Raw genomic sequence first — 23,165 nt, 5'->3', positions numbered from 1 at the left:
TGCTTCAGGTTAACAATGTTCGATCCCGACTACGACCTCTTTCTTGCCATCATGGAAGCAGGATCAATCTCGGCGGCTGCGCGCTCAAGAGGCATGTCTACGGCGGCTCTTTCCAAGCGCCTCGTTCGACTGGAGGAGCGCCTTTCGGCGCGGCTCATCAACCGCACCACGCGTCGGCTGGCACTTACGCCAGCGGGCACGGATCTTTACGCAGCGCTGCTTCCTCTGCGTACATCCCTCAAGGCCGCAGAGGAGCGCATCAGCGGTCGTCATACACTGATCCGCGGTCCGCTGCGTGTGTCGGCACCGACGTCCTTTGGGCGTATGCACGTTGTTCCGGCGCTTCCAGACTTTTTGGCGCGCTACCCCGAGATCCATTTGTCAATCGACCTGTCCGATGAGTTCACCGACCTCTTGAACGGCAGCTACGACCTTGCCATTCGCATAGGCGCCCGGATCGGTAATGGCCTGGTTGGGCATCGGCTTGGCGGCAGCCTTCGCGTGCTCTGTGCCGCGCCGTCATATTTGGCGCTCACTGGCGAACCAATGACTCTTGAGGATCTAGGCAGCCATTGCCTGCTTGGCACGGCCACGCAGTTGCCCTGGCAGCTAGATGGTCCCGAAGGTACGATCACCTATGGCGGGTCGAGCCGTGTAACAACCAATTCCAGTGAAGTGGTGCGCGAGCTTGCCTTGGGAGGTTGTGGTATAGCCTTACGTTCATTGTGGGACGTAACCGAGGCGCTGCGGCACGGTGCCTTACGCCGTGTGCTTCGGCAATATCAGGGTTCGCAGGAGGTCGGCATTTACGCGGTTCACGCGCCAACGCCGACCGTCCCGGTGCGGTTCAAGGCTTTCATCGACCACCTTGCAGACCACTTCAGGTCAAACGGATCACTTGACTGATTTTTTACCCACAAACCTGGACGGTTTCTGTAATCGGTCAACGATAGCGTGAGGTTGTTCCTTGTCAGCGGGTTACATGCTTCTGTTCGTGGTTGCCGCATATCAGGTCCGCGCACGCGTTCCGCTTCAACGTGCGGTGAAGCCGCCGTCGATCACAAGCTCGCTGCCGGTCATGAAGCTGGCGGCTGGTGAGGCGAGATACACTATTCCGCTGGCAATCTCTTCCGGCCTGCCCCAGCGACCCAGTGGATGCTGCGCCTCGATGTCCGTACGGGCTGAGGCTTCATCGGTGGCCACGCCATATTCGACATTGCGGCGCGCGATCGTCTGCAGCATCGACGTATCAATACCGCCCGGATGGATCGAATTCACCCGAATATTGTACCGCAGCATCCCGAACTCGCACGCGACGGCCTTGGTGAACAGCTTTACCGCGCCCTTGCTCGCGCAATAGCTCGCGGTGAACGGAAAGCCGATCAGGCCGCCGACCGACGAGAGGTTGATTATTGAGGCGCCGCCCTCTCTCGCCTCGCCACCCTTTCTGAGAAGGGGCAACATAGCCTTGTGACTAAGCAGCAAGCTGTCGACATTGACGGCCTGCAACTTGCGCCAGCTTTCCAGCGTTTCATCCTCTATGGACGCTATCAACGCAATTCCGGCATTATTGACCAGGATGTCCAGACGGCCGTGCTTTTGCGATATGTCGGCGGCGAGCGCAGCCCAAGCCGCTTCGTCGGTTACGTCCTGCACATAGTTTTCATCGCCGCCGGTAGGGGCGGTAAGATCGGTAGCGATGACATGCGCGCCGGCCTCTCGGAGCGCCGCCACGGTCGCGGCGCCGATGCCGCGTTGCGCGCCGGTGATCAGCGCGACAGTGTTTTCAAGGGTCGTCAAAATACTCTCCTGTTGCACGGCGGCGCTGTGTTTGGCGACACATACGCTGCCGGTTTACCGTCTCATTTCGATCAAGGCCGCTATGCCGATGCCGCCGTTGGCGCGTGCGAGGAGGGGAGGAAGGCTTCGCTATCCTTGGGCGACGCGTCTATTGGCTTTTCGGCTTGAACCGATTGGGTCGAAGCGGGGGCTCTCGGCTTTATCTGGCACGCCTCGAAGTTCCTGCGCAGGCGGTCGCGGTCCAGACCGCGGCCGATGAACACTAGCTTCGACCGGCGCGCGCCGTCCGGCCAGTGATCCAGAAAGTCACCATCCGATATTCGATGAACGGCCTGGAACAGGAAGCGGCGGTCATAGCCCTCCACCTCCAATATGCCCTTCACACGGAACAGATTATCACCGTCGATCGCGAGCAGATTGTCTATCCAGGGCAGGAACCGCTCCATCCGGATCGGACGATCGACTTCCATGCTGAAACTGCCGACGCCTTCGCTGTGATGATGATGGTGTCCATCATCGGCCACGGCCGGCTTCTCTTTGATGACGCGGGAAAGGTCGAACGCATTACGATCCAGCACCTCGGAAATGGGGACTTGCGATCGGATGGTGTGCCTGATTTCCGCGTCCGGATTGATCGTGCGGATGCGCTGTTCGCATGCGGCAAGCTGGTCCGGCTCCACCAGATCGATCTTGTTCAGCAGGACGAGATCGGCGGAAGCCAGCTGTGCTTCCGCCTCCATGCTGTGCGAAAGCTGCTGCTCCAGATTTCTTGCATCCGCGACAGCCACGAACGCATCGAGCCGCGTGCGGCTGTTGATGTGGGGATCCATGAAGAAGGTCTGTGCGATCGGCGCGGGATGGGCGAGGCCGGTGGTCTCGATCAATATGCCGTCAAGCTCCTGCGTCCGATCGAGAACATCATTGATGATGCGGATCAAATCACCGCGAACCGTGCAGCACAGACATCCATTGTTCATCGTCAGAATCTGATCGTCGCTGTCTACGACAAGATCCCCGTCGATTCCGAGTTCGCCGAACTCGTTCACGATCACGGCGTAACGCCCCCCGTGATTCTCGGAAAGGATGCGGTTCAGCAAGGTGGTCTTGCCGGCGCCGAGATATCCGGTGAGGACCGTGACGGGAAGGCGGAGGGCGGCCATGATCAGCGTTTGTCCACGACGATTTCGCCATTCAGAATGGTCATGCTGAGTTTGCGCAGATTGCCGATGTCCTGCGTGGGATCGGCAGTCAGCACGATCAGGTCGGCACGTTTGCCCGGCACCACCAAGCCCAGATCGGACCGCGCGCAATGCTTGGCGGCCGCACTCGTGCCGGCAACCAGCACTTGTAGGGGCGTCATCCCCGCCGCGACCATCAGCTCGGCCTCTTCAAGCGAATTTTCGCCGAACACGCCTCTGCCCGAGAAGGTGTCACTGCCCAGTGCGATGCTCACGCCGGCGTCGGAAACGATCTTGGTGTTGGCGCTCGAATCCGGGTGGTGCGCCGCATTGGCCCACAGCGTCGGAACATAGCTGATATCACGTTCCAGCATCAGATCGATCAGCTTGAGATCGGTAATCGGCTCCATGGTCACGCCATGTTCCAGCCCATCGGCACCGGCTTCGACCGCTTCGCGTGCCACTATCTGCTGCGTGGTGTGGACGGTCGCGCGAAGGCCGCGCTCATGGGCGGTTTCGATGCCCGCCCGCAACATGTCGAGCGGCAGCCGCACAAGTTCGACCGGTCCCATGAAACCGGGAATTTCCCAGACATATTTTGCCGAAGGGGCGTGCGCACATGCCCCCTCCGAAAGGATTTTAATCCCGTCGACCTTTCGGTCGGCCATATAATGAACCACATCGCGCATCTGCTGCACGTTGGCCGGTTCGCCGGTCCACCGCGCCCGCGCCCAGGGATTGCCGCCGAAAATCGTGGTCGCGGGATGGCCGTCGCGCCCGGTAATGCCGACGCCCGTCGCCAGCAGGCGCGGCCCCCGCAGCGCGCCCGAAGCGATCCGCGCCCGGGTTTCCGTAATCCCTCCGGTCGGGTCGCCCAGCGACTTGACCGTCGTGATCCCATGCTGGAGGAACAGATCGAGCTGCCCGGGAAGCTTGTTTTCTTCAAACGCTTCCATCGCCTCCGGGTCGGTCATGCCGAAAACATCGTAAAAGTGGATGTGCGTGTCGATCAGGCCCGGCATCACCCAGCCTCCAGCCGCGTCGACCTGTTGCCGGCCCTGAAGCGGGTCCGCCGAGATGGCGGCAACCTCTCCACCATTGATGGCCACATTGTGGAGACCGGCATATGCCTTGTGGCCGTCGAAAACATGCGCGCGGCTGATGACGAGATCATAGGTTGCGGGATTGCCGATGGCGGCTGTGGATGTCACTGCGGGTTCATAAGCCATCATATTACTCCAGATCGAGCTGTCTCAATGCGTGCCGTCCGCGCCGCCGACGGGTTCGTGTGGGGGGATGTTACGAACATTTTGTTCTGGGACCGTAGGGCGTAATCAAGCGGACGGCATCGGCGTGTCTCCGACGCATATCGGGTCTTGCTCCGCAGGTTAATGCCAGCGCTCGAACCATGCACCCTCTCACCTAAACCGCTTAAGAACCGCGGCCTAGGGCGAACAACTCCAAACAGGTAATCGTATTTAGCGATGCCCTTCACAATCTTTGCTTGTGGCTATCCCTATCGAGGAGAAATGCGTGGAACCGCACGGCATGGGCGGCGTCCCGGGTATCTCCCGCAAGATTTTAGGATCGCCCGCAACGCCGTCCTTGCAAATATGGGAGGTGATCATTCGCCCGATTGAGCGGGCCGGGAATATGTATGACAGACACCGCGATTGACCGACCAGATCAAACCGCTTCACGGTCGCTTTTGTTTGTGGCAGGCGCCACCGCCGCTCTTTTCGCCGCCAATCTTTATTACGCGCAGCCGCTTCTGACGACGATCGCCCGCGACCTGGGTCTGCCCCCTCGTTTCGCCGGGAGCGTCGTGAGCGCAAGCCAGATGGGTTATGGTCTGGGGTTGTTCTTTTTGGTGCCATTGTCGGACATCATAGAGAATCGGAGGCTGGTGCTGACCTGCAGTGTTTTGACGCTGATCGGCATTATCGGCGTGGCCTGTTCGCATTCCGCCATGACCTTTCTGTTCTTCGCGCTCATGATCGGGATATTCTCGAGCGGCGCCCAGGTTCTGATCCCCTATCTTTCGCATATAATTCCCGAGGCTCGCCGTGGCCGCATCCTCGGCAACGTCATGGCGGGCATCCTTACGACCATCATGCTTGCCCGACCGTTCGCGCTCTTCGTCGCAGCGGCATGGGGGTGGCGTTCAGTCTATTTTCTGTCCGCTTTCGCTACGGCGATGCTCGGAATTGCCTTGTGGCGGACGATGCCCCCCCGGCAACCGCATGAGCATATTGCCTATAAGCGAACGATCATATCGATGTTCGTCCTGTTTGGTTCAGAGAGGCGTGTCCGCCGCCGCACAATGTATCAGGCGATACTCTTTGCGTGCTTCACCATGTTCTGGGCGGCGATTCCCATCCTGCTGGCTGAACGGTTCGGCTTCAGCAAGCCGGAGATCGGGCTCTTCGCGCTGGTAGGAGCCGGGGGCGTCATGGCAGCGCCGGTCGCGGGCCGGATCGCGGATCGAGGGGCGGTATGGATCGGCACCGTCCTTTCCAGCGTGGTTGTTGTGGCCGCTTTCCTGTGTTCGGGACTGTCGCTTTACTGGGCTGCGCCCATAGCGCTTGCTGTGGCCTCGCTGATCATCGATGGCGCCATTCAGATTTCGCAAATGCTCAGCAGGATCATCGTGCTCGATGTGGCGCCCGCCATTCGGGGCAGGATCAACGCGCTTTACATGACCACCGTATACTTCTCCGGCGCGGTCGGATCGATGCTGGGCGTGTCGATCTATTTCAGCGGCGGCTGGTCGGCTGTGGTGATGATGGGCATGTTGGCAGGCTCGGCGGTGTTTCTGGCAGCCATGGCGGAAAGATGGTCGGGCCTTGCGGGCCGCACTCCGGCCTCCGGTGGCATCGACGGCGTTGCGGGGCCGGAAACCAGCGGCAGATGATCAAATTAGCGGCATGTGCCGCCTGTTCGGTGTTTTGTCGGTCCGGACGATTGGAAGGGCCAAGCTTCATCTCTAACCAGAAAGGAGAGTTATCGTGATTACAGAAGTCGTCGAAATTCCGCTAAAGGAAGGCATGGTCGACCAGTTCATGGCGGCGGCCGAAAAATCGAAGTCGTTGTTCGTGGGATCGCCCGGATTCATCGCGTTCGAGGCCCATCGCGTCATCGAGCATCCTTCGACAATCATGCTCCTCATTCAATGGGAAACGGTGGAGCACCATATGGAGATGTTTCGCAACTCTCCTCAATATACCCAATGGCGCGCCAATGTCGGCGAATATTTCGCGGACGCACCCCGGCTGCAACATACGGAAACGATGGTGCGCTTCTAGAGCGATTTCCAGTCAGATGGCATCATCTGACGGTTAAGAAATCGCGGTAAAACAAAGAAATAGAGCGGCCGCCAGATAAATATTAGTGGAGCGGGGAGGGAAGTGAATGACGGAGGCAAAGCCGGTGGAGACGGAAAAGGCGATTGCCCCGGATCTTCCCATCATTGATGTCCATCATCATTTCTGGGACGAGACCTTGGGGTTTGCAAAAACCTTCGGCCGTTTTCTGCCCTTGGACTTTGAGGCGCAAGTCGTCGAGAGCGGCCACAAATTGATCGCTTCGGTTTATGCCGATTGCGGTTCAGGGTTCCGCGACACTGGACCGGAAGAATTGCGCTGCGTCGGCGAAACGGAGTTTGTCGAGCAGGTGGCGGAGACATTCGCCGCGGGTTCCGGCCCGTTGGGCAAGGTTGCCGCGGGTATCGTCAGTCGTGCCGACCTCACTCTCGGCGATGCGGTCGGCGCGGTGCTCGATGCGCATATCGAAGCCTCGCCGACGCGATTTCGCGGCATCCGCGAATTGCTCCCCTATGATCCCGATGTCTTCCAGACGCTGAACGTTCCTCCTGGCAAATCGCGCCGGCCGGATTTCCGGGCGGGTCTGGCGCAACTTACGCGCCGGGGTCTTAGCCTCGACATTTTGTGCGTTCATACGATGCTGGACGACATAGTCGATCTGGCGCGGGCGTTTCCCGAAACATCGATCATCCTCAACCACCTCGCGGGGCCGATCGGCGTGGGGCGTTTTCGCGACAAACGCGCGGAGGTGTTCACGGATTGGCGAGCCAAGATCGAGGCTCTTGCCCAATGCGAGAATGTCTCGATCAAGCTTAGCGGCGTCGGCGCCGAGGTGCCCGGCTTCGGCTGGTTCAGAACAGGGGTCATGCCCGGTTCGGAGGCGATCGGGGCAGCGATCGAGCCCTATATCGTGGCGGCGGTGGATGCCTTTTCACCCTATCGCTGCATGTTCGGCAGCAATTTCCCGGTCGACAGGATGTCCTTCCCCTATGGAACGATGTGGAACGCCTTCAAGCGGGTCGCCAGCCGCTACACGCCCGCCGAGCAGGGGGCGCTGATGAGCGGTAGCGCAGTGCGCATCTATCGTCTGGCGCTGTGACGTGCGGGAACGAGGAAATATCCGCTCAAGCGCTTGTCGCCCCATCACAGGGAAGGAACGGTCGTTACGCGCTCCTGGGGGCGTGCAAGCCGTCCACCAGCAGGTCGACGAGCCGCTGCGCCTGCTCCAGCCCGGATGCGCTGCCCGAATTGCAGACACTGACGGCAGCGGCAAGGAACTCGTCGGCGCCGACATCGGTCCGGATCTCGCCCGCGGCGAGCGCCGCGTTGAACAGCGCATGGAAAGCAGGCCTGAGCCGTTCCTCGCGGCGGGCCGGCAGCGCATCATAAGCCGGATCGCCGGAATGGATCGCCTGGGCGAGCCCCTGTTTCGTAACAAGCAGCTTGACGAAACGCCGCATCCACAATGCCAGCGCCTCGAAAGGCGGATGGGTGAGGGCAAAGGCGTCTGCCGCATCGGCACAATTGTCCAGTTCCTGCCGGAAGACGGCGGCGATCAGGTCGGCGCGCCGGGGAAAGTGACGATAAACCGTGCCTATCCCCACACCGGCGCGCTCCGCGATGTCGCGCACGGGCGCATCGACGCCGGCTTCGGCGAACACCGCCTTTGCCGCTTCGAGCAGGGTCACCAAGTTGCGCTGGGCATCCGCGCGAACACGGCGGCCGCCCGCCAACAGGGTTTCTTCCTCCGGGGAATGGGTCGACTTCTCAAGCATTACAAATCTTCTTGACAACCGGAACATGTTCCATTTAGCAAGCGGAATATGTTCCGCTTGCACTCGATACCGCGTTCATGGGGATGAGGCAAGGCAGTCATATACGGGAGAGATTTATGCAGTACCGCACCCTCGGCCGATCCGGCGTCAAGGTCAGCCCCTTTTGCCTCGGCACAATGATGCTCGGCGGCAACTTCAATTCCGATCATGACGATTGTATCCGGATCATCCACAAGGCTCTGGACTTCGGTATCAATTTCATCGACACGGCCGATATCTACAGCGTCGGGGAATCCGAGGAAATCGTTGGCAAGGCGTTGAAGGGCCGGCGCGAACATGTCGTGCTTGCCTCCAAGGTCTTTCGTCCGATGGGCAAGGATCCGAACCAGCAGGGAACCTCGCGGCGCTGGATCATCAAGGCCGTGGAGGATTCGCTCCGTCGCCTTCAGACCGATTATATTGATCTCTATCAGGCGCATCGCCTGTCGTCCGACACCGACGTCGAGGAGACGCTGTCAACCTTTACCGACCTGATGCGCGAAGGCAAGGTGCGCTTGATTGGCGCCACGACGTCTCCCGCCTCCAGCATCGTCGAGGCCCAGTGGATTGCGGAACGCCGCGGCCTTGCCCGCTTCCGCACAGAGCAGCCGCCATATTCGATCCTGAACCGCGCGATCGAGCGCGAGATACTGCCCGCCTGCGAGCGCTACGGCATGGGTACAATGGCGTGGAGCCCGCTCGCGAAGGGCATGCTCACGGGCCGCTATCGCAAGGGCGGGCAGGTGCCTGACTCGCTGCGCGTGAAAATGTTCGAAAAGGCGATGACGGACGTGCCCAGCCTCGACGCGGTCGAGAAGCTCATCCCGCTCGCCGAGGAAGCGGGCATGTCGCTGATCCACATGGCGCTCGCCTTTGTCATCGCGCATCCCGGAATGACCTCCGCGATTATCGGCCCGCGCACCATGGAACAGCTGGATGGCATCCTGGCCGGCGCGGAAACGGTGCTGACCGATGAACTGCTCGACCGGATCGACGAAATCGTGCCCCCCGGCATCGATATCGCGCCCCTCGAGCGCGTCGCCCCGTCGCCGGAATTGCTCAGGGCGCAGGCCCGGGCGCGCCGCCGCCCGCTCGAAGAGCGCCCGGCCGCCTAAGCCATTCGAGCAGGCGCAGCCCGAGGGCCAACGTGGTGGATCGTGCGCGACCGGCGCTGGAGGCTTCCAGCCCGGTCCACACCTCAGCAGGATCGCGTTGCAATGTAATATACCTGGGCCAGCCTCGCCGACTTCAGAGTGAGACAGAACATGAGTTCACCTCATATCGCTATCATTGGCGGAGGGTCTGGCGGCATAGCGATGGCGGTCACCCTCAAACGCGCCGGCTTCGACAACTTCACAATTTTGGAGAGCGAACAGGCCGCGGGCGGCACCTGGTATCATAATCATTATCCGGGCGCGGCATGCGACATTCCGTCACACCTCTATTCCTTTTCCTTCAAACTCAATCCGAACTGGTCATCCTCTCACGGAACGGCGGCCGAAATCCGCGCCTATATCGAGGACATCATCGACGCATATGATCTGCGGCCTGCGATCCGCTTCGGGCGGACGGTGAAGGAGTGCAAGTGGCTGGAAGACGAGGGCGTATGGCAGGTTCTCTGCGAATCCGGAGAGGATGAGCGTTATGACGTGGTCGTATCGGCGATCGGCCAGTTCAATATTCCCAAGTTTCCGAATCTGCCCGGCATCGAACGGTTCAAGGGTCCCAAGTTCCACTCTGCTCGCTGGGAGCATGATCATGATTTGAGCGGCAAACGGATAGCTCATATCGGTACGGGATCCACCGCTGCACAGACGGTTCCCGAATTGGCGAAAGTCGCGTCCCGCCTCTACGTCTTTCAACGCGAGCCGGGCTGGATTCTGCCGAAACAGGAAATGCCGGTCAGCGATCAGGAGCGGGAAAAGTTCAGGCGTCAGCCGTGGCGCATCCGCCTCGAGCGCTTAAAGCTCTACAGGCTCTTCGAAAGCCTGCACAGCGTGCGGACCATAGGGAGCGACCTGTGGACCGCGACCCGCGACAATTGCTTGCGGGAACTGGAACGGCAGGTCACCGATCCGGAGGTGCGGGAAAAACTGACCCCCAAATATCCGATCATGTGCAAGCGCCCGGTTTTCTCGAACGTCTATCTGCCCACCTTCAACCGGCCGAACGTCGAACTGGTGACCGCGCCGATCAAAGGCCTCACCGAAAATTCGGTGGTGCTGCAGGACGGGCAGGAAATAGAGGTGGATGTCGTTGTCTTCTCGACCGGCTTCTCGTCGAGCAATCTTCTGTCGCAGATCACAGTCACCGGTTCTGGTGGCGCCGACCTCCATGCCGCATGGCGCGAGCATGGCGGAGCCTATGCCTATCTGGGAATGGCGGTGCCGAGCTTCCCGAACTTCTTCATGATCTTGGGACCCAACACGATCATACCGACATCGTTGATGTTGATCCAGGAGAAGCAGGCCCGTTTCATCCTGCGCGCCATAAAGCGCATCGGAAGGGCGAAGCGGCGCGCCGTCGAGGTTCGGCGCGACATTGCCCTGCGCTACGACGCATGGGTCCAGAGCGGCTTTGAGGGCCATCCGATGACCGTCGGCGGGTGCAACACCTATAGCCGGGACGAGAACGGACGGATCACGACCATCTTCCCCCATTCCTGTTCCAAATATCTGGCTTTGTGCGTGTTGGCACCCTTCTTCGCGTTGAAGACGTCCCGCATCAAGTCCGCCGCGCCGAGATGATTCACTGGTCCAGGCGAAGTTGGGCCTGGGCGGTATCGGGCTGCTTTTGCGGTGAGGGCAAAAGGCAGCAGCGATCGAACACATAGTGGGGCACATAAAAAATCTGAGGAGAGGGGCCATTGGTTAGGATCAATCCGTCGGAATGGCGTTTGGGGCGCGGCTGCCTGGCCGCCGCGGTCCTTGGATATGGGGCGGGTTTTGGCAGTTTCGTCTTCAGCTCAAGCCAGTTCATCGATCCCATGCGGCAGGAATTTGGGTGGACCGCAGGAGAGGCGGCCTTTCTTCCGATCAGCCTCCTGGTGCTGGCATTCCTCTATCCCGTGACAGGTCGTTTCACAAATGCCTATGGGCCGAGACTGCTGAGCGTATCGGGTTTGATCGGCTTCGTGATATGCTTTGTGCTGCTGGCGACGCTGCCGCTGACGGTGCCGCGCCTCCGCCTGATAGCATTATGTCTGGGGGTGAGCAGTGCAGCTGCCGGAACCGTGCCTTTTGGCCGGGCAGTCGTAAGCTGGTTTCGCGATAATCCGGGATTTGCTCTCGGTATTTCGGGAAGCGGCGCTACCCTTGGCGGGGTGGTGGGAATTCCGCTCACATCCTACCTGATTGCCCATTATGGATGGAGAGCAGCCTATCTGGGCATAGCCGCAATCATCACCGTTGTGGCGATCCCCGTCGTATGGAGCTTTCTCGCGCTGAACCCCACCGGCGCCCGAGGGGTGTCGTCTGCGGATGAAAGCGCCGGTCCAAAAAAAGAAGACAAGGGTGCCAGATGGTGGGCGGACGCCCGCTTCTGGCTGCTCTCGGCAACTGTGATCTTTTCGGGCTTCGCCATTGGCATTTATTTAAATCATCTGAGCCCGATCCTGATCCGGCTCGGGTTCGATATCCAGACGGCGTCCGTGCTTGGCAGCATCTTCGCGTTTACCACATTTTTCGGCCGCATGTGCATCGGCTTCCTGCTCGATCGGGGATTCCCGCAGATCGTTGCGGCCTCCTGCCTGCTGATGGCAACCATGGGTGCGGTGATCATTACCCACTTCGCTGCCGGTTATGTGATCATTACCGGCTTGTCTGTTGTCCTGATTGCCTTGGCCTATGGAGCCGAAGCCGACCTGGCGGCCTTTTTTGCGCTGCGGTTTTTTGGTGAGGCGCGCTTTTCGGCGACGTTCAGCATATTGGCGACATTCATTGCTCTCGCCATTGCCGCGGGCGGGGTTCTGTCTTCCAGGATAGTCGATCTGTACGGCACCTACCATATGGCGATGAATGCGGCCGCGTTGGCCTTCGCACTGGCGACCATCGCCATGACCATGATGGGTCTGTTGATTGCGCGACGATCCTGCGGGTGAAAAGGCGCGAGAGACGGGGGCGCCACTTCCGGGGTCGGTATGCCGGACCAAAGTGATCCCCGTCATGTATCACCCGGCCATTTCCCATATCCTGCCCGCGCCCGCCGCTTTTGCTAGAGCGTTTTCTAAGCAGATAGAATCATCTGCTGACTCGGAAAACGCGTCAAAACAAAGGTCTAGAGCAGCCGATCCGATGCAATCGGGTCGGATTCTGCTCTAGTCTTTCCCCACTTGTAGAGGAGATGATGCAGTGACGATTGAGCTTCAGGGTTTGACCCCACAGGTGATTATCGTGGGGTCCGGACCGGTTGGGTTGGCCCTGGCGATCGAGCTTGGCATGCGGTCCGTTCCATGCCTTCTGATCGAGAAGAATGACCGTACCGGCGTGGCTCCCCGAGCGAAGCTGACCAATGTCCGCACCCGTGAACATCTGCGGCGATGGGGCATCGCCAAACAGCTTGCCGATGCCGCTCCGCTCGGCGTCGATTATCCTTCGCACATCGTCTTCGTGACGCGCCTGGGCGGTCCCTTGATCACCCGCATCGAAAATGCGTTTTCCTGCGAGCCAGTGCAGGATCACCGCTATTCCGAACATGCGCAGTGGATCCCGCAATATAAGCTGGAAGCGGCGTTGCTCGACCATGTTGCGACGATGCCGTGCGTTCAGGTCGCGATGGCGCATGAGCTGGTCGGTTATGAACAGGATGAGGATCAGGTGAGTGTCCAGATTCGCGATGTCGCCAGCGGCACTGTCCAGACGATATCCGCTGCCTTCCTGATCGGCGCTGATGGCGCGCGTAGTACTGTGCGCGATCTGGCCGGCATCAAGATGGAGGGAACCTTCGGACTTTCCTACAATTACAACACGATTTTCGAAGCGCCGGGGATTGCCGAGGCCCACAGCCATGGCCCGGGCATCCATTACTGGCAGCTCAACGGCGAGGTGCCGAGCACGATCGGGCCGATGGATGTCGGCGACCGGTGGTATTTCATTCCGATGGGCTTGCCCGCCGGTGAGCGATTTTCTGACGAAGAAATGCCGGATATCCTACGCCGCGCCACAGGGCTTGATCTGCCTTTCCGCATCCTGAGTTCGGATTCCTGGATTGCAAGCCAGTTGCTGGCTGATCGCTATCGGGATGGTCGCGCCTTTCTGATCGGCGACGCCTGTCACCTCCATCCGCCCTTTGGCGGCTATGGGATGAACATGGGCGTTGGGGATTCGGTCGATCTCGGTTGGAAGCTTGCCGCCGTGCTGCAAGGCTGGGGCGATCCCTCGCTACTGGACAGCTATGAGACAGAGCGCAGGCCGGTTCATGAGCAGGTGCTGAAGGAGACCGCGATCAACCACAGCACGGCCGCCAACAAGCTGTTTCGCGAAGGTGTTGAAGATCCTTCCCCGGAAGGAGACAGGGTGCGCAAGGAGGTTGCGGAATTCATCCGGCAAACGAAGCCGAGGGAATTCTACAGCCTGAATATCGTGCTCGGCTATAGTTACAGCGGCTCGCCGATCATCGTTGCGGAGCAGGGGGATCCCACCGAGTGGGTGCCTGCCAAGGACTACAATCCCTCCGCCCGCGCGGGTAGCCTTGCGCCCCATCGCTGGCTTGGCGACGGCAGTTCGCTCTATGACAGGTTCGGAATGTGCTTCACGATGCTGGTGCTCGATCCGCAAAGCCGGCCGGAAGCGGACCGGGTGGCGGCCGAAGCCGGTGCGCTGGGCGTTCCGTTGGGCGTCATTGAAATTGCCGACCCCGAGGTGCGAAAACTCTACGAAGCGCCGCTCGCGCTGATCCGGCCGGATCAACATGTGGCCTGGCGGGGAAGCGAGGCGCCCGCCGATTTGCTGAAGCGCGTAACCGGGCATAGCGGAACAGACGGGGAAAGTTGGTCTCCGGGAAACCGTTCGCGGCAATGAATGCGCGGGCATTGCCTGCTGCCTGTACAGAGCTTTGTTTATTGTGTTCGGTGGGGCATGCTTGAAGCCCGGCCGCCACAAAATCCTCTTCGTGGACCGCGCGGTCTTACGAGCAGTTTCATACCCGATCTGCTGCAATAAAAGGCGGGGCTTCTCGATGAGAAGTCCCGCCCCTGGGGTCGATGAGATCCAATCGGCTTATGGTATTATGCCATAAGCCAACCCATTAGGTTTTTAGCCTGACGCTTAGAGCGGTTTCCGATCTGATTGAATCAGATCGGCCGCTCTATTTCTTTGTTTTACCGCGATTTCTTAACCGTCAGATGATGCCATCTGACTGGAAATCGCTCTAGAATTTCATGCCGAGCGCCAGCGAATATTCCCTCGGCGGTGAATTATAGGAAACCAACCGTCCGAAACCGATCGTAACGTTGCGCGAGATGATCGATTCATCCAGTGCATTGCTGACACCGAAGCGCAGGCTAAGGCGATCCGAAGCATCCGACACCTTCACGCTCGCGTTCAGCATGGTGTAGGCGGGCTGGCGCACCACATTGTCCGGCTCGAAGAAATAACTGCCGCTGCGTGTGGCTGTGACATTGAACGCGACCTTTCCGCCAAAAGCCTGCGTCACATAATCGACAGCGCCCGTCAGCACGGCTTTCCGCGCATAAGCGAGGCGCTGGCCTTTTGCGTTAAAGGCGGTAATGCCTACACCGCCGGAAACAAGATTGTCAGTACCGAACTGCGCACCGTTATATTGTGTGAAATAGGGATGCAGTAGTTCCAATCCGCTCGACACGGTCAGCCCGGTTGCGAGTTTCGCGGTCAAATCCACGTCCACGCCGTAGAGTTCTGCCCGTGCACCATTCCTCACGGTCTGGGAATTGTTGACGAACTGCGCCACCTGGATGTTCTGGTATTTGTAATAAAAGCCGGTGACGTTGAACGTGACCCTGCGGTCCAGGAATTGGCTTTTCAGACCGACTTCCCAATCGTCGAGCTGTTCAGGCAGATAGGCCGGCGCCGCGGGTGTGGCGATGTTGAAGCCGCCGCTCTTGAAGCCGCGGCTGTAGGATGCGAAAACCATGGCATCCCCGAAAATCTTCTGTTCCAGCGCAAACCGCCACGTCACCTTTTTTGCTGTCAGGGGTGCCGGCGTCGAATGGGTTGGGGTCAATGCGACGCCTGCACCATTCGTGATCCGTCCATAACCATCGAGAGAGCGCTTTTCATAGGTATAGCGCAAACCGCCGGTGAGGGTCGTGGTGGGCGTGATCTTGAAGTCCGCCTGGGCAAATGGCGCAAAGGATTCAGACTTCTCGAAGCTCGTCAACGTGGCGCTTTGCCTGTTCGGGTTGGCCCGGTAGGGACCAGATCCGTTCAGCAGGACGCCGGTGCCGAAGTCACGGTAAAAGAAGTTATAGCCCTGGCGATAATTGAAATAATAAGCGCCCAGAACCCATTTCAGTGGCCCATCGTCGTCCGAAATCAGTTGCAGTTCCTGAGAATACATCCGGCCCTGTCCGGCGGCTGTGGTATTCAGGATCGGCGGTGCGACGCCGCCCAGATCGAACTTGAAAGCGAAATGGGACTTGCGATAGGCGCTGATCGAAACCAGATTTGCAAAACCGAGACCGCTCTTGAACGTGGCGGCAACACCGCCGCCCTTGAACCGGGTATACCCATCCGAGCCAGAAAAGCTGTCATAGCGATTGATGCCAGGAGTGAAGCCCTGATAGATCATCTGCGTCCCGGGATAAGCCTGGAAAGTCGAACCGGTATCCTCGCGATTGAGATAATCGCCGACGATCTGGAGCGACGTCGCGTCGCTCAGGTTGAACAATATTTTCCCCCTGGTTGAATAGGAGTGGTCGAGCTTGCCCTCCTCCTTGCCGGTGGTAAGGCTCTTGCCCCAACCTCTGTTCTGAGTCTGATAGGAAGTCGAGAGACTGACGGCGATATCCTTGGAAAGGCCGTCCGTCACGAAGGCGTTGGCGTGCACCGTCTGATAGCTGCCGTAGCTGATATTGAACTGGCCGTGCGTATCGAAATCCGGCCCCATCGTTGTGATCTGGATGACGCCAGCCGTCGCGTTACGTCCGAACAGCGTGCCCTGCGGCCCCTTGAGTGTGGTGATTTGCGATGCATCGGCTATGTCGCGCAAACCTTCCTGCGGCTGCGGCAGATAGACACCGTCAATATACAGGGAAACCGGCTGCTCGACGATATTGCTGTTGGTCGCGACGCCGCGGATCGACGGCTGGAAAGAGCCGTTGGCAACGCTGACGTTAAGGCCGGGAACGATCGCCTGAAGCTGCGGCAGATCCTTGACGCCGGAACTTTCGAGCTGTGTGGCGCTGGCGACGCTGACCGCGATGGGCACATCTTGCAGACGTTCGGCCCGCTTTTGGGCGGTAACAACGATGTCGGCAATTTCATCGGGGGAAACCACACTGGCCGCATCAGGCGAACCATCGGGTTGTGTCTGTGCATGTGCCATTGGTGCAGCAAGAGCACCGAGCGATACCCCGATTAAACAGGTGCGCATCTTCATCTTCCCCTCCCTAATATTGTTTGTTTAGGCAGTTTATAATTTGCATCGTCTCAAGGGAGTTTGTGGCTCAATCGATCCGATGCAGAATGCATCGTCGAACGTTTGACGTGTGACGGGCAGATACAAAATTCACCAGCCCGATACCTTAGTTTGAAGGCGAAAACCGCGCGACATTCGATCGGCGAAAGAGGTCATGACTGCCGGAAAATGCCGCCTGAAAGGAATTTTTTCGACTGTGGTGGGCGGCCAGCCAGCGTAGCGGTGAGCGGCAGTGCATCGAAATGCTGCCGCCGCTATGTCACCTGTAGGTTGGCCTTCACTTTTTCATCGACGATCCGATCGAGTTGCCGCCTGACCTGTCGTTTGGTCATGACGCTCGATGCGGAATTTCCATTCTGTCCGGAACCCCGTCAATCATCATGCACAACCGGGCTGCCACCCTGACCATCAGAACTGTCGGTCGAAAAGGCCAAGTCACGGAGCGTTTCGTGATGGGCCAGCCGAGCAGCAAGCGACCTTGCGATCAGCGTGTGGCAGTCGCTGCCCAGAGGGAGGCGCAGCGGCGCCGGATTCTGATCGACGCTGGCAATCATGGCGTCGACCATTTTGGACGGATCGCCCAGAGAGATCGCTGTCTTGTCCTCAATCGCATTGTTGGTTCTGCGGGAAGGAGAAATGTCATAGGCCGGGATGCGAGGCGCGACGATCGCGCCGCCATGGCGGAAGCTGGTGCGTGCGCTGCCCGGTTCGACGATCGTGCAGCCGATGCCGAACACGGCCACCTCCTGCGCGACGGTTTCCATGAAGCCTTCGATGCCCCACTTAGAGGCAATGTAAAGCGAGCCGCCGGGGATCGCCACCTGACCGCCGGTGCTCGAAATCTGAAGAATGCGGCCGCCGCCCTGCGCCCGCATGTGAGGAAGGGCCGCGCGGACAACCTGGATCGATCCGATCAGGTTGGTCGCGAGCTGATGCTGGATTTGCTCGTCGGTGACCTCTTCGGCGGCGCCCATCAGCCCATAGCCGGCATTGCTGACGACCACGTCGATGTGCCCCAGCGCAGCCCAGGCGGCGTCGATCGTCGGCCGGATCGCGGCAGTGTCCGTCAGGTCGAGCGCAGACAGATATAGCTGATCGCCATATTGCGATTTCAGATCTTCCACCGCAGAGAGATTGCGCAGGGTTCCGGCAACGCGATCCCCCGCCGCCAGCAGTTTTTCAGCCATCACGCGGCCGAAACCGGAACTGATGCCGGTAATGAACCAGGTTTTCATTGTTGAACTCCTCTCAATATATGAACATCGATTTTCGGCTATATGTGTGGAGCGCGATGTCGCCGCAGCCCGATATCCACCCGTGATCCGCTCATGCCAATCCCTTTGACAAATCCAGATCGCCGTCCGCAAGCGGCGCAAGCAGCCGGTCAATCTCCGCGTCCGTCACCCCTTCCAATGTGGGCGGCGTCCAGTGCGGCGATTGATCCTTGTCCACCAGAATGGCGCGCACCCCTTCGGCGAAATCATGCCCGGCGACAATGCGCACCGCCATGCGGAAATCGTCGGACAGGATGCGTTCGATCGACTGATCCTTGCCGTCCACCAGCCGCCGCCATGTCGCGCGCAGGCTGGTGGGGGAGGCGCGCTTCAACACGGATCGCGCCTCCGCGATCCAGTCGGCATTGGGGGCCGATGCGTCGATCGCCGCGACGACTGTATCGAGATCGTCATTTTCGAAAAGGCGCGCGATTTCGGTTTGTTGATTTGCAAGCTTGCCGCCTTCGGGTGAAGCGGCATGCGCGCCGATGATCGCATCAACCTCCGCGGCATCCAGCCGGTCCGTGCTCGCGAGATCGGCCACAAGCTGCTCAAACGCGACATAGGGCACATGATGGGTGGCGAGCCCGGCGGTCAGCGCGTCGGCGGCGCCTATCTGGGGGCCCACCAACGCCAGATACCGACCGATCATGCCGGGACAGCGGTTCAGGAACCAGGTTCCGCCGACGTCCGGGAAGAGGCCGAGAACGGTTTCCGGCATGGCCATGCGCAGATCTTCGCTCACCACGCGGTGTGAGCCATGGATGGAAAGCCCGAGGCCGCCGCCCATGGCGATTCCGTTGATCAGCGCGATGAAGGGCTTCGGAAAACTGTTGATCCGATAGTTGACGCGATACTCGGTGCCGAAGAAAGCGCGTCCCATTGCACTTCGTTCGACAGGATCGGGAAGAACGCCCACCGCCCGCATATCGCCACCCGCGCAAAAGGCGCGCTCGCTGGCGCTACGGATCAGCACGGCGTCGATCGCCGGCTCGACCGCCCATGCGGACAATATGCTGTCGAGCTGGTCGACCATAGCAAGATTGAGAGCATTGAGCGCCTTGGGGCGATTGAGAGTAATCACTCCCAACCGTCCCCGAACGGTGGCCAGAACCTCTTCAGTGGGCAAGGCGTCGGTCATCCGCCGGGCCTTATTTCAACGTCGGCATGATGAATTCGGCCCCGGTCCTGATGCCTTTGGGCCAGCGCAGCGTCGAGGTTTTGAGGCGGGTTCCTTCGGCGGGTGGAAGCGTTCGCTGTTCGGCGACCACCATATGATGGTCGATATTGCGCTCGACGAGATCGCGAAAGCGGAACAGCACGCGCGCCCGCACATGCGGCGGGGTTGCCGCCCAGCCGGGGAAGGCGGCGGCCGCCGCCGCCACCGCCATATCGACTTCCGCCGGCCCACCCAGCGCCAGGCGGCCGGTAACTTCGCCGGTCGCCGGATTGAAGACATCGGACCGGCTGCGTGGAGAGGTCGGCACGCGGCCGTGGATCACATGGTCTACAAACGCTGGTCCGGACACGGAGAACTCCTGAAAAATGGAAAAAGGGATTCAGGCCCAGGCCTGCCGATAAAGCGACTGGATGGTTTCGGCGTCGGGAATGCGCGGATTATTGCCGGGTGAGCCGGAAGCCAGCGCCTGCTGAGCCATTACCGGCAACAATTCGGTCCAGCGCGCCTCGTCGATGCCATAGCTTTTGGGACTGGGCACGGAGAGATCCTTGTTCACGGCATGCAACGCCTCAATCAGCCGGGCGACCGCCGACTGCTCGCCTTCACTGGCTTCGGCCACGCCCATCGCGTGGGCGCAATCGGCATAGCGGCCCAGAGCGGCCGGTGCAGACCAGGCCGTCACCGTCGGAAGCAGCATGGCATTGGAGAGGCCATGCGCGACATGGAAATGCGCGCCGATCGGCCGGCTCATGCCATGGACCAGAGCGACTGAGGCATTGGAAAACGCGATGCCCGCCTGGAGCGATCCAACCATCATCGCCTCGCGCGCGGCCCGGTTGCCGGGATCTTCGCAGACACGGCGCAGGTTCGGCCAGATCGACCGCATGGCGGCGATCGCCATGCCATCCGAGAATGGATTGGCAAGCTTGGAAACATAGGCCTCGATCGCATGGGTCAGTGCGTCGATGCCCGTATCGGCCGTGAGCCGTGCCGGCTTGGTGAGCGTCAGTTCATAATCGACGATCGCCAATGTCGGCAGATAGGCGAGGCCTGCGCAAAGCATTTTCTCGTCGCTTTCGCCATCGGTGATGATGGTGAACCGGGTCGCTTCCGATCCCGTGCCCGCAGTGGTGGGAATGGCGATGATAGGAAGACCGGGCACATTTTCCTGATGCGGCGCCTTGCGTTCGCGCATAGTGCCGCCATGCGCGGCAAGGATTGCGACCGCCTTTGCCGTATCGATCGGGCTGCCGCCGCCGAAACCTATGACGCAATCATGTTGCCCCTCCGCCACGAAAGCAACCGCGGCGTCGACCGATGCGACGGTAGGATCAGGGATCACATTGCTGTAGGCGCGCGCTTCTATTCCCGCTTCAGAGAGAATGGAGAGCAGCGCATTGAGCGCGCCGTTGCCGGCCATGAAAGTATCCGTCAGAATCACCGGTGCACCCAGGCCCAGTTGGGCAAGCGCGGCAGGCAGTTCCTTCAGTGCGCCTGCGCCGATACGCATCGCGCGCGGAAGAAAGATAGCGGCCATCGACATCCTCTTTCGGAATAGTTTTGAGTAATTGACTCGCGCCTAGCATCAACATCTCTTCACACAAACGGGAGACTTTGCGCTGTTTCTGTGCAATTTCGCACAGAAATAAAGATTTTCCTCTCTAGGGAGCATGCTGCCTGCCTGCCGAGGACAACCAATAGGCGAAAGGCTGCGATCGGAGCCCTGTGCTTATCATCTAAGCAAGCCTCCAATGGGCTCTTTTCCTCGCAGCCTGGCGCCCGGCCGCCGTTGACGGGGGAGAGGGAATGTTTATGTTGATTTTAGTTAGTTGAACGATTAGTTATGTGGAAGCCGGCAATTTGGTCGGGCCGGTATGCTCGGATGGGATTGATGAATTTCGATTTTGACGCCACGCAGCGACAGTTGGGAGAGGAAGCGCGAAGGTTTCTGGTTTCGCAGTCGCAATCCATGGAAGTGCGCCGCGTTCTGGACGGTGAGCGTCCTTATCACGCCGAGCTTTGGTCGGAATTGGGCCAAATGGGCTTTACGGGGGCCGCCATTCCGGAAGAATATGGCGGCAGCGGCTTTGGCTATCTCGAGCTATGCGTCCTGGCTCAGGAGCTGGGGCGAACTGTAGCCGCCGTGCCGTTCAGCTCGACCGTCTATTTATTCGCGGAGCTGATCAAGGCGGCGGGAAGCGAGCGGCAAAAACGGGAATGGTTGCCGCGCGTGGCGTCGGCGGAGATTGTCGGCACCGTCGCGTGGGCGGAAGGGGCCGGCCCCCTGTATCCGGATAGCATCGCGACCACGGCTTTCGGCGGACAATTGACCGGATCGAAGAAGCCGGTTCTGGACGGCCCGATCGCAGATGTTGCGGTCGTGATCGCCCGAGAGCAGGATGATCCCGCCCAACTGTCCCTCTTCACGGTGGCGCTGGATCATCCCAACGTCTCCAGGACGGCGCTGGAGTGCATCGATCCGACTCGAGGGCTGGCGGCGGTGACATTTGAGCATGCGCCTGCGGAGCGGCTGGGCCAGCGTGGCGACGGCATGCGCCTGTTATCGGACGTCTTCGACAAGGCTGCCGTTCTGGTAGCATTCGAGCAGGTTGGCGGCGCTGAGCGAGCCCTGGAGATGGCGTGCGATTACGCGAAAATGCGCTTTGCCTTTGGCCGTCCGATCGGCTCCTTCCAGGCTCTGAAGCATATGATGGCCGATATGTATGTGAGCACGGTGCTGGCTCGCTCCAACGCCTATTATGGCGCCTGGGCGCTCTCGGCCGACGCGCCGGTGCTGCCGGAAGCGGCCGCCTTCGCCCGCGTCGGCGCAACCTGGTCCTACCAGCAATGCGCGAAGGACAATATTCAGGTGCACGGCGGCATGGGGTTCACCTGGGAAGCCGATTGCCATCTCCATTATCGTCGTTCCAATCTGCTTGCGCTGATGCTCGGTGGCACGAGTGAATGGGAGAGCAAACTGATCACCAACTTGACGGGTGAGCGCTGCGCCGTCGCAAAATCTGCGCTCAGGGAGAGCGTAAGGTGAAGACAGAATATGAGACCCTGTACATCGATCGCGTCGGAACGGATGGCCGTGTCGCCCGCATCACATTGAACCGGCCCGAAAAGCTGAATGCGATTTCGCCGTTCATGATGGGAGAGTTGGATGCCGCCTTGCACGACCTCGAACTGGATCGGACGGCACGCGTCATCATCCTGAGGGGGGCGGGGCGTTGCTTCAGCACGGGGCATGATATTTCAGGCCCGGGGCAGAATGCGTCTTCTCCTCGCAATCCCGCGATGAGCGGTACGAAGCTCACGGAGGACGGCCGGCCTCTGACGATCAATTATCGAACGATGCTCCATGCCGGCACCGACATTCAAATGTATATGTGGCGCATGGCGAAGGTTACAATCGTCCAGGCGCATGGCTTTTGCCTGGCCGGCGGCATGGAATTTGCGATGATGGCGGACCTCATCACGGCTTCGGAAGATTGCCTATTTGGACATCCGGGCCATCGGGCGATCGGCGTCGCGCGCAACGGCAACATCCTCCCGCTCGTGGTGGGCATGCGCAAGGCCAAGGAGCTTTTCTATACCGGCGACGCGATCGATGGCGTCACCGCCGAGAAAATGGGCATGATCAACTATGCCTGGCCCGAAGCTGAGCTGGAGGATCGCACCATCGCCCTGGCCGACCGGATCGCCAACCTCAGTGCGGATTTTCTGGCAGGATTGAAGACTGCGGCGAACGCCTTCTACGAAAATATGGGCATTCAATCATCGGTCTCCACCTGTACCTTAACCGACGCGGCCCTGGCCAACAGCGAGTCTGCCTATGAATGGTGGTCTAAGCTGGACGAACTGGGGGTACGGGAAGCCGTCCGGTGGCGCGACGCCGGTTATGGGGATTATGCGGCGCGATCCGACAGGAAATGATCATCCGGCATTGGAATGCCCACAACTACCAGAACATTAGGATA

19 protein-coding genes are annotated in these 23,165 nt (G+C 59.9%); 10 read left to right on the top strand and 9 right to left on the bottom strand.

The window, feature by feature from the left end; genetic code table 11:
- Window positions 1–15: 15 nt before the first annotated feature.
- Complete coding sequence (locus tag VVT58_RS17905) at window positions 16–906, top strand: LysR family transcriptional regulator (protein ID WP_327752277.1); 891 nt, start codon at window positions 16–18, stop codon at window positions 904–906.
- A gap of 126 nt (window positions 907–1,032) precedes the next feature.
- Here the strand turns inward: VVT58_RS17905 and VVT58_RS17900 are convergent, their stop codons facing one another.
- The 3 genes from VVT58_RS17900 to VVT58_RS17890 form a co-directional block, all read right to left on the bottom strand.
- On the bottom strand, window positions 1,033–1,800 hold the full coding sequence (locus VVT58_RS17900; RefSeq protein WP_327752275.1) for an SDR family oxidoreductase: 768 nt from the start codon (window positions 1,798–1,800) through the stop codon (window positions 1,033–1,035).
- Window positions 1,801–1,880: 80 nt separating this feature from the next.
- Complete coding sequence (locus VVT58_RS17895) at window positions 1,881–2,960, bottom strand: GTP-binding protein (RefSeq protein WP_327752273.1); 1,080 nt, start codon at window positions 2,958–2,960, stop codon at window positions 1,881–1,883.
- A 2-nt stretch (window positions 2,961–2,962) separates the two neighbouring features.
- Window positions 2,963–4,207, bottom strand: coding sequence for an amidohydrolase family protein (locus VVT58_RS17890; protein WP_352000141.1), 1,245 nt, complete (start codon window positions 4,205–4,207; stop codon window positions 2,963–2,965).
- A 485-nt stretch (window positions 4,208–4,692) separates the two neighbouring features.
- Here VVT58_RS17890 and VVT58_RS17885 point away from each other — a divergent pair, with 485 nt between their 5' ends.
- From VVT58_RS17885 to VVT58_RS17875, 3 genes are all read left to right on the top strand, one after another.
- A complete protein-coding gene (locus tag VVT58_RS17885; RefSeq protein ID WP_327752270.1) occupies window positions 4,693–5,892 on the top strand; it encodes an MFS transporter in 1,200 nt (399 codons plus the stop codon).
- A 94-nt stretch (window positions 5,893–5,986) separates the two neighbouring features.
- Window positions 5,987–6,283: an antibiotic biosynthesis monooxygenase family protein gene (locus tag VVT58_RS17880; protein ID WP_327752269.1), complete on the top strand. Its 297-nt coding sequence runs from the start codon at window positions 5,987–5,989 to the stop codon at window positions 6,281–6,283.
- A 106-nt stretch (window positions 6,284–6,389) separates the two neighbouring features.
- Window positions 6,390–7,400: an amidohydrolase family protein gene (locus VVT58_RS17875; RefSeq protein WP_327752268.1), complete on the top strand. Its 1,011-nt coding sequence runs from the start codon at window positions 6,390–6,392 to the stop codon at window positions 7,398–7,400.
- Between the two features lie 64 nt (window positions 7,401–7,464).
- Here the strand turns inward: VVT58_RS17875 and VVT58_RS17870 are convergent, their stop codons facing one another.
- Window positions 7,465–8,076 (bottom strand): helix-turn-helix domain-containing protein, encoded by a 612-nt coding sequence (locus tag VVT58_RS17870; protein WP_327752267.1) that lies wholly within the window; start codon window positions 8,074–8,076, stop codon window positions 7,465–7,467.
- Between the two features lie 116 nt (window positions 8,077–8,192).
- Here VVT58_RS17870 and VVT58_RS17865 point away from each other — a divergent pair, with 116 nt between their 5' ends.
- From VVT58_RS17865 to VVT58_RS17850, 4 genes are all read left to right on the top strand, one after another.
- Complete coding sequence (locus VVT58_RS17865; protein ID WP_352000130.1) at window positions 8,193–9,230, top strand: aldo/keto reductase; 1,038 nt, start codon at window positions 8,193–8,195, stop codon at window positions 9,228–9,230.
- A 150-nt stretch (window positions 9,231–9,380) separates the two neighbouring features.
- Complete coding sequence (locus VVT58_RS17860) at window positions 9,381–10,862, top strand: NAD(P)/FAD-dependent oxidoreductase (protein ID WP_327752266.1); 1,482 nt, start codon at window positions 9,381–9,383, stop codon at window positions 10,860–10,862.
- Between the two features lie 119 nt (window positions 10,863–10,981).
- Window positions 10,982–12,214: an MFS transporter gene (locus tag VVT58_RS17855; protein ID WP_327752265.1), complete on the top strand. Its 1,233-nt coding sequence runs from the start codon at window positions 10,982–10,984 to the stop codon at window positions 12,212–12,214.
- Window positions 12,215–12,464: 250 nt separating this feature from the next.
- Window positions 12,465–14,132, top strand: a complete 1,668-nt coding sequence (locus VVT58_RS17850) for an FAD-dependent monooxygenase (RefSeq protein ID WP_327752264.1) — start codon at window positions 12,465–12,467, stop codon at window positions 14,130–14,132.
- A 349-nt stretch (window positions 14,133–14,481) separates the two neighbouring features.
- Here the strand turns inward: VVT58_RS17850 and VVT58_RS17845 are convergent, their stop codons facing one another.
- The 5 genes from VVT58_RS17845 to VVT58_RS17825 all read right to left on the bottom strand — a co-directional run bounded on the left by VVT58_RS17845 (window position 14,482) and on the right by VVT58_RS17825 (window position 20,719).
- Complete coding sequence (locus VVT58_RS17845; protein ID WP_327752263.1) at window positions 14,482–16,689, bottom strand: TonB-dependent receptor domain-containing protein; 2,208 nt, start codon at window positions 16,687–16,689, stop codon at window positions 14,482–14,484.
- 410 nt (window positions 16,690–17,099) lie between these two features.
- Window positions 17,100–17,963 carry an SDR family oxidoreductase gene (locus tag VVT58_RS17840; RefSeq protein ID WP_327752262.1) on the bottom strand — a complete coding sequence of 288 codons (864 nt, stop codon included), beginning with the start codon at window positions 17,961–17,963 and terminating at the stop codon, window positions 17,100–17,102.
- A gap of 91 nt (window positions 17,964–18,054) precedes the next feature.
- Window positions 18,055–19,143, bottom strand: a complete 1,089-nt coding sequence (locus VVT58_RS17835) for an enoyl-CoA hydratase/isomerase family protein (RefSeq protein ID WP_327752260.1) — start codon at window positions 19,141–19,143, stop codon at window positions 18,055–18,057.
- A gap of 10 nt (window positions 19,144–19,153) precedes the next feature.
- Window positions 19,154–19,531, bottom strand: a complete 378-nt coding sequence (locus VVT58_RS17830) for an aldehyde dehydrogenase family protein (protein WP_327752259.1) — start codon at window positions 19,529–19,531, stop codon at window positions 19,154–19,156.
- A gap of 30 nt (window positions 19,532–19,561) precedes the next feature.
- Window positions 19,562–20,719 carry an iron-containing alcohol dehydrogenase gene (locus VVT58_RS17825; protein ID WP_327752258.1) on the bottom strand — a complete coding sequence of 386 codons (1,158 nt, stop codon included), beginning with the start codon at window positions 20,717–20,719 and terminating at the stop codon, window positions 19,562–19,564.
- Between the two features lie 354 nt (window positions 20,720–21,073).
- Here VVT58_RS17825 and VVT58_RS17820 point away from each other — a divergent pair, with 354 nt between their 5' ends.
- Both VVT58_RS17820 and VVT58_RS17815 read left to right on the top strand, forming a co-directional pair.
- Window positions 21,074–22,228: an acyl-CoA dehydrogenase family protein gene (locus VVT58_RS17820; protein WP_327752257.1), complete on the top strand. Its 1,155-nt coding sequence runs from the start codon at window positions 21,074–21,076 to the stop codon at window positions 22,226–22,228.
- A complete protein-coding gene (locus VVT58_RS17815; RefSeq protein WP_327752256.1) occupies window positions 22,225–23,121 on the top strand; it encodes an enoyl-CoA hydratase-related protein in 897 nt (298 codons plus the stop codon). The genes VVT58_RS17820 and VVT58_RS17815 overlap by 4 nt, the downstream gene beginning before the upstream one ends.
- The last annotated feature ends 44 nt before the right edge of the window (window positions 23,122–23,165 follow it).

The organism is Sphingobium sp. SJ10-10 (assembly GCF_036038995.2).
In the GTDB taxonomy this organism is placed as follows: Bacteria; Pseudomonadota; Alphaproteobacteria; order Sphingomonadales; family Sphingomonadaceae; genus Sphingobium.
This window is presented reverse-complemented; position numbering and strand designations above follow the sequence as displayed.

Excerpts from the sequence above, each read along its gene's own strand:
- VVT58_RS17905 (WP_327752277.1), top strand. The coding sequence starts at position 16 with ATGTTCGATCCCGACTACGACCTCTTTCTTGCCATCATGGAAGCAGGA.
- VVT58_RS17825 (WP_327752258.1), bottom strand. The coding sequence starts at position 20,719 with ATGGCCGCTATCTTTCTTCCGCGCGCGATGCGTATCGGCGCAGGCGCA.
- VVT58_RS17835 (WP_327752260.1), bottom strand. The coding sequence starts at position 19,143 with ATGACCGACGCCTTGCCCACTGAAGAGGTTCTGGCCACCGTTCGGGGA.
- VVT58_RS17840 (WP_327752262.1), bottom strand. The coding sequence starts at position 17,963 with ATGAAAACCTGGTTCATTACCGGCATCAGTTCCGGTTTCGGCCGCGTG.
- VVT58_RS17870 (WP_327752267.1), bottom strand. The coding sequence starts at position 8,076 with ATGCTTGAGAAGTCGACCCATTCCCCGGAGGAAGAAACCCTGTTGGCG.
- VVT58_RS17865 (WP_352000130.1), top strand. The coding sequence starts at position 8,193 with ATGCAGTACCGCACCCTCGGCCGATCCGGCGTCAAGGTCAGCCCCTTT.
- VVT58_RS17875 (WP_327752268.1), top strand. The coding sequence starts at position 6,390 with ATGACGGAGGCAAAGCCGGTGGAGACGGAAAAGGCGATTGCCCCGGAT.
- VVT58_RS17890 (WP_352000141.1), bottom strand. The coding sequence starts at position 4,207 with ATGGCTTATGAACCCGCAGTGACATCCACAGCCGCCATCGGCAATCCC.
- VVT58_RS17895 (WP_327752273.1), bottom strand. The coding sequence starts at position 2,960 with ATGGCCGCCCTCCGCCTTCCCGTCACGGTCCTCACCGGATATCTCGGC.
- VVT58_RS17860 (WP_327752266.1), top strand. The coding sequence starts at position 9,381 with ATGAGTTCACCTCATATCGCTATCATTGGCGGAGGGTCTGGCGGCATA.
- VVT58_RS17845 (WP_327752263.1), bottom strand. The coding sequence starts at position 16,689 with ATGAAGATGCGCACCTGTTTAATCGGGGTATCGCTCGGTGCTCTTGCT.
- VVT58_RS17820 (WP_327752257.1), top strand. The coding sequence starts at position 21,074 with ATGAATTTCGATTTTGACGCCACGCAGCGACAGTTGGGAGAGGAAGCG.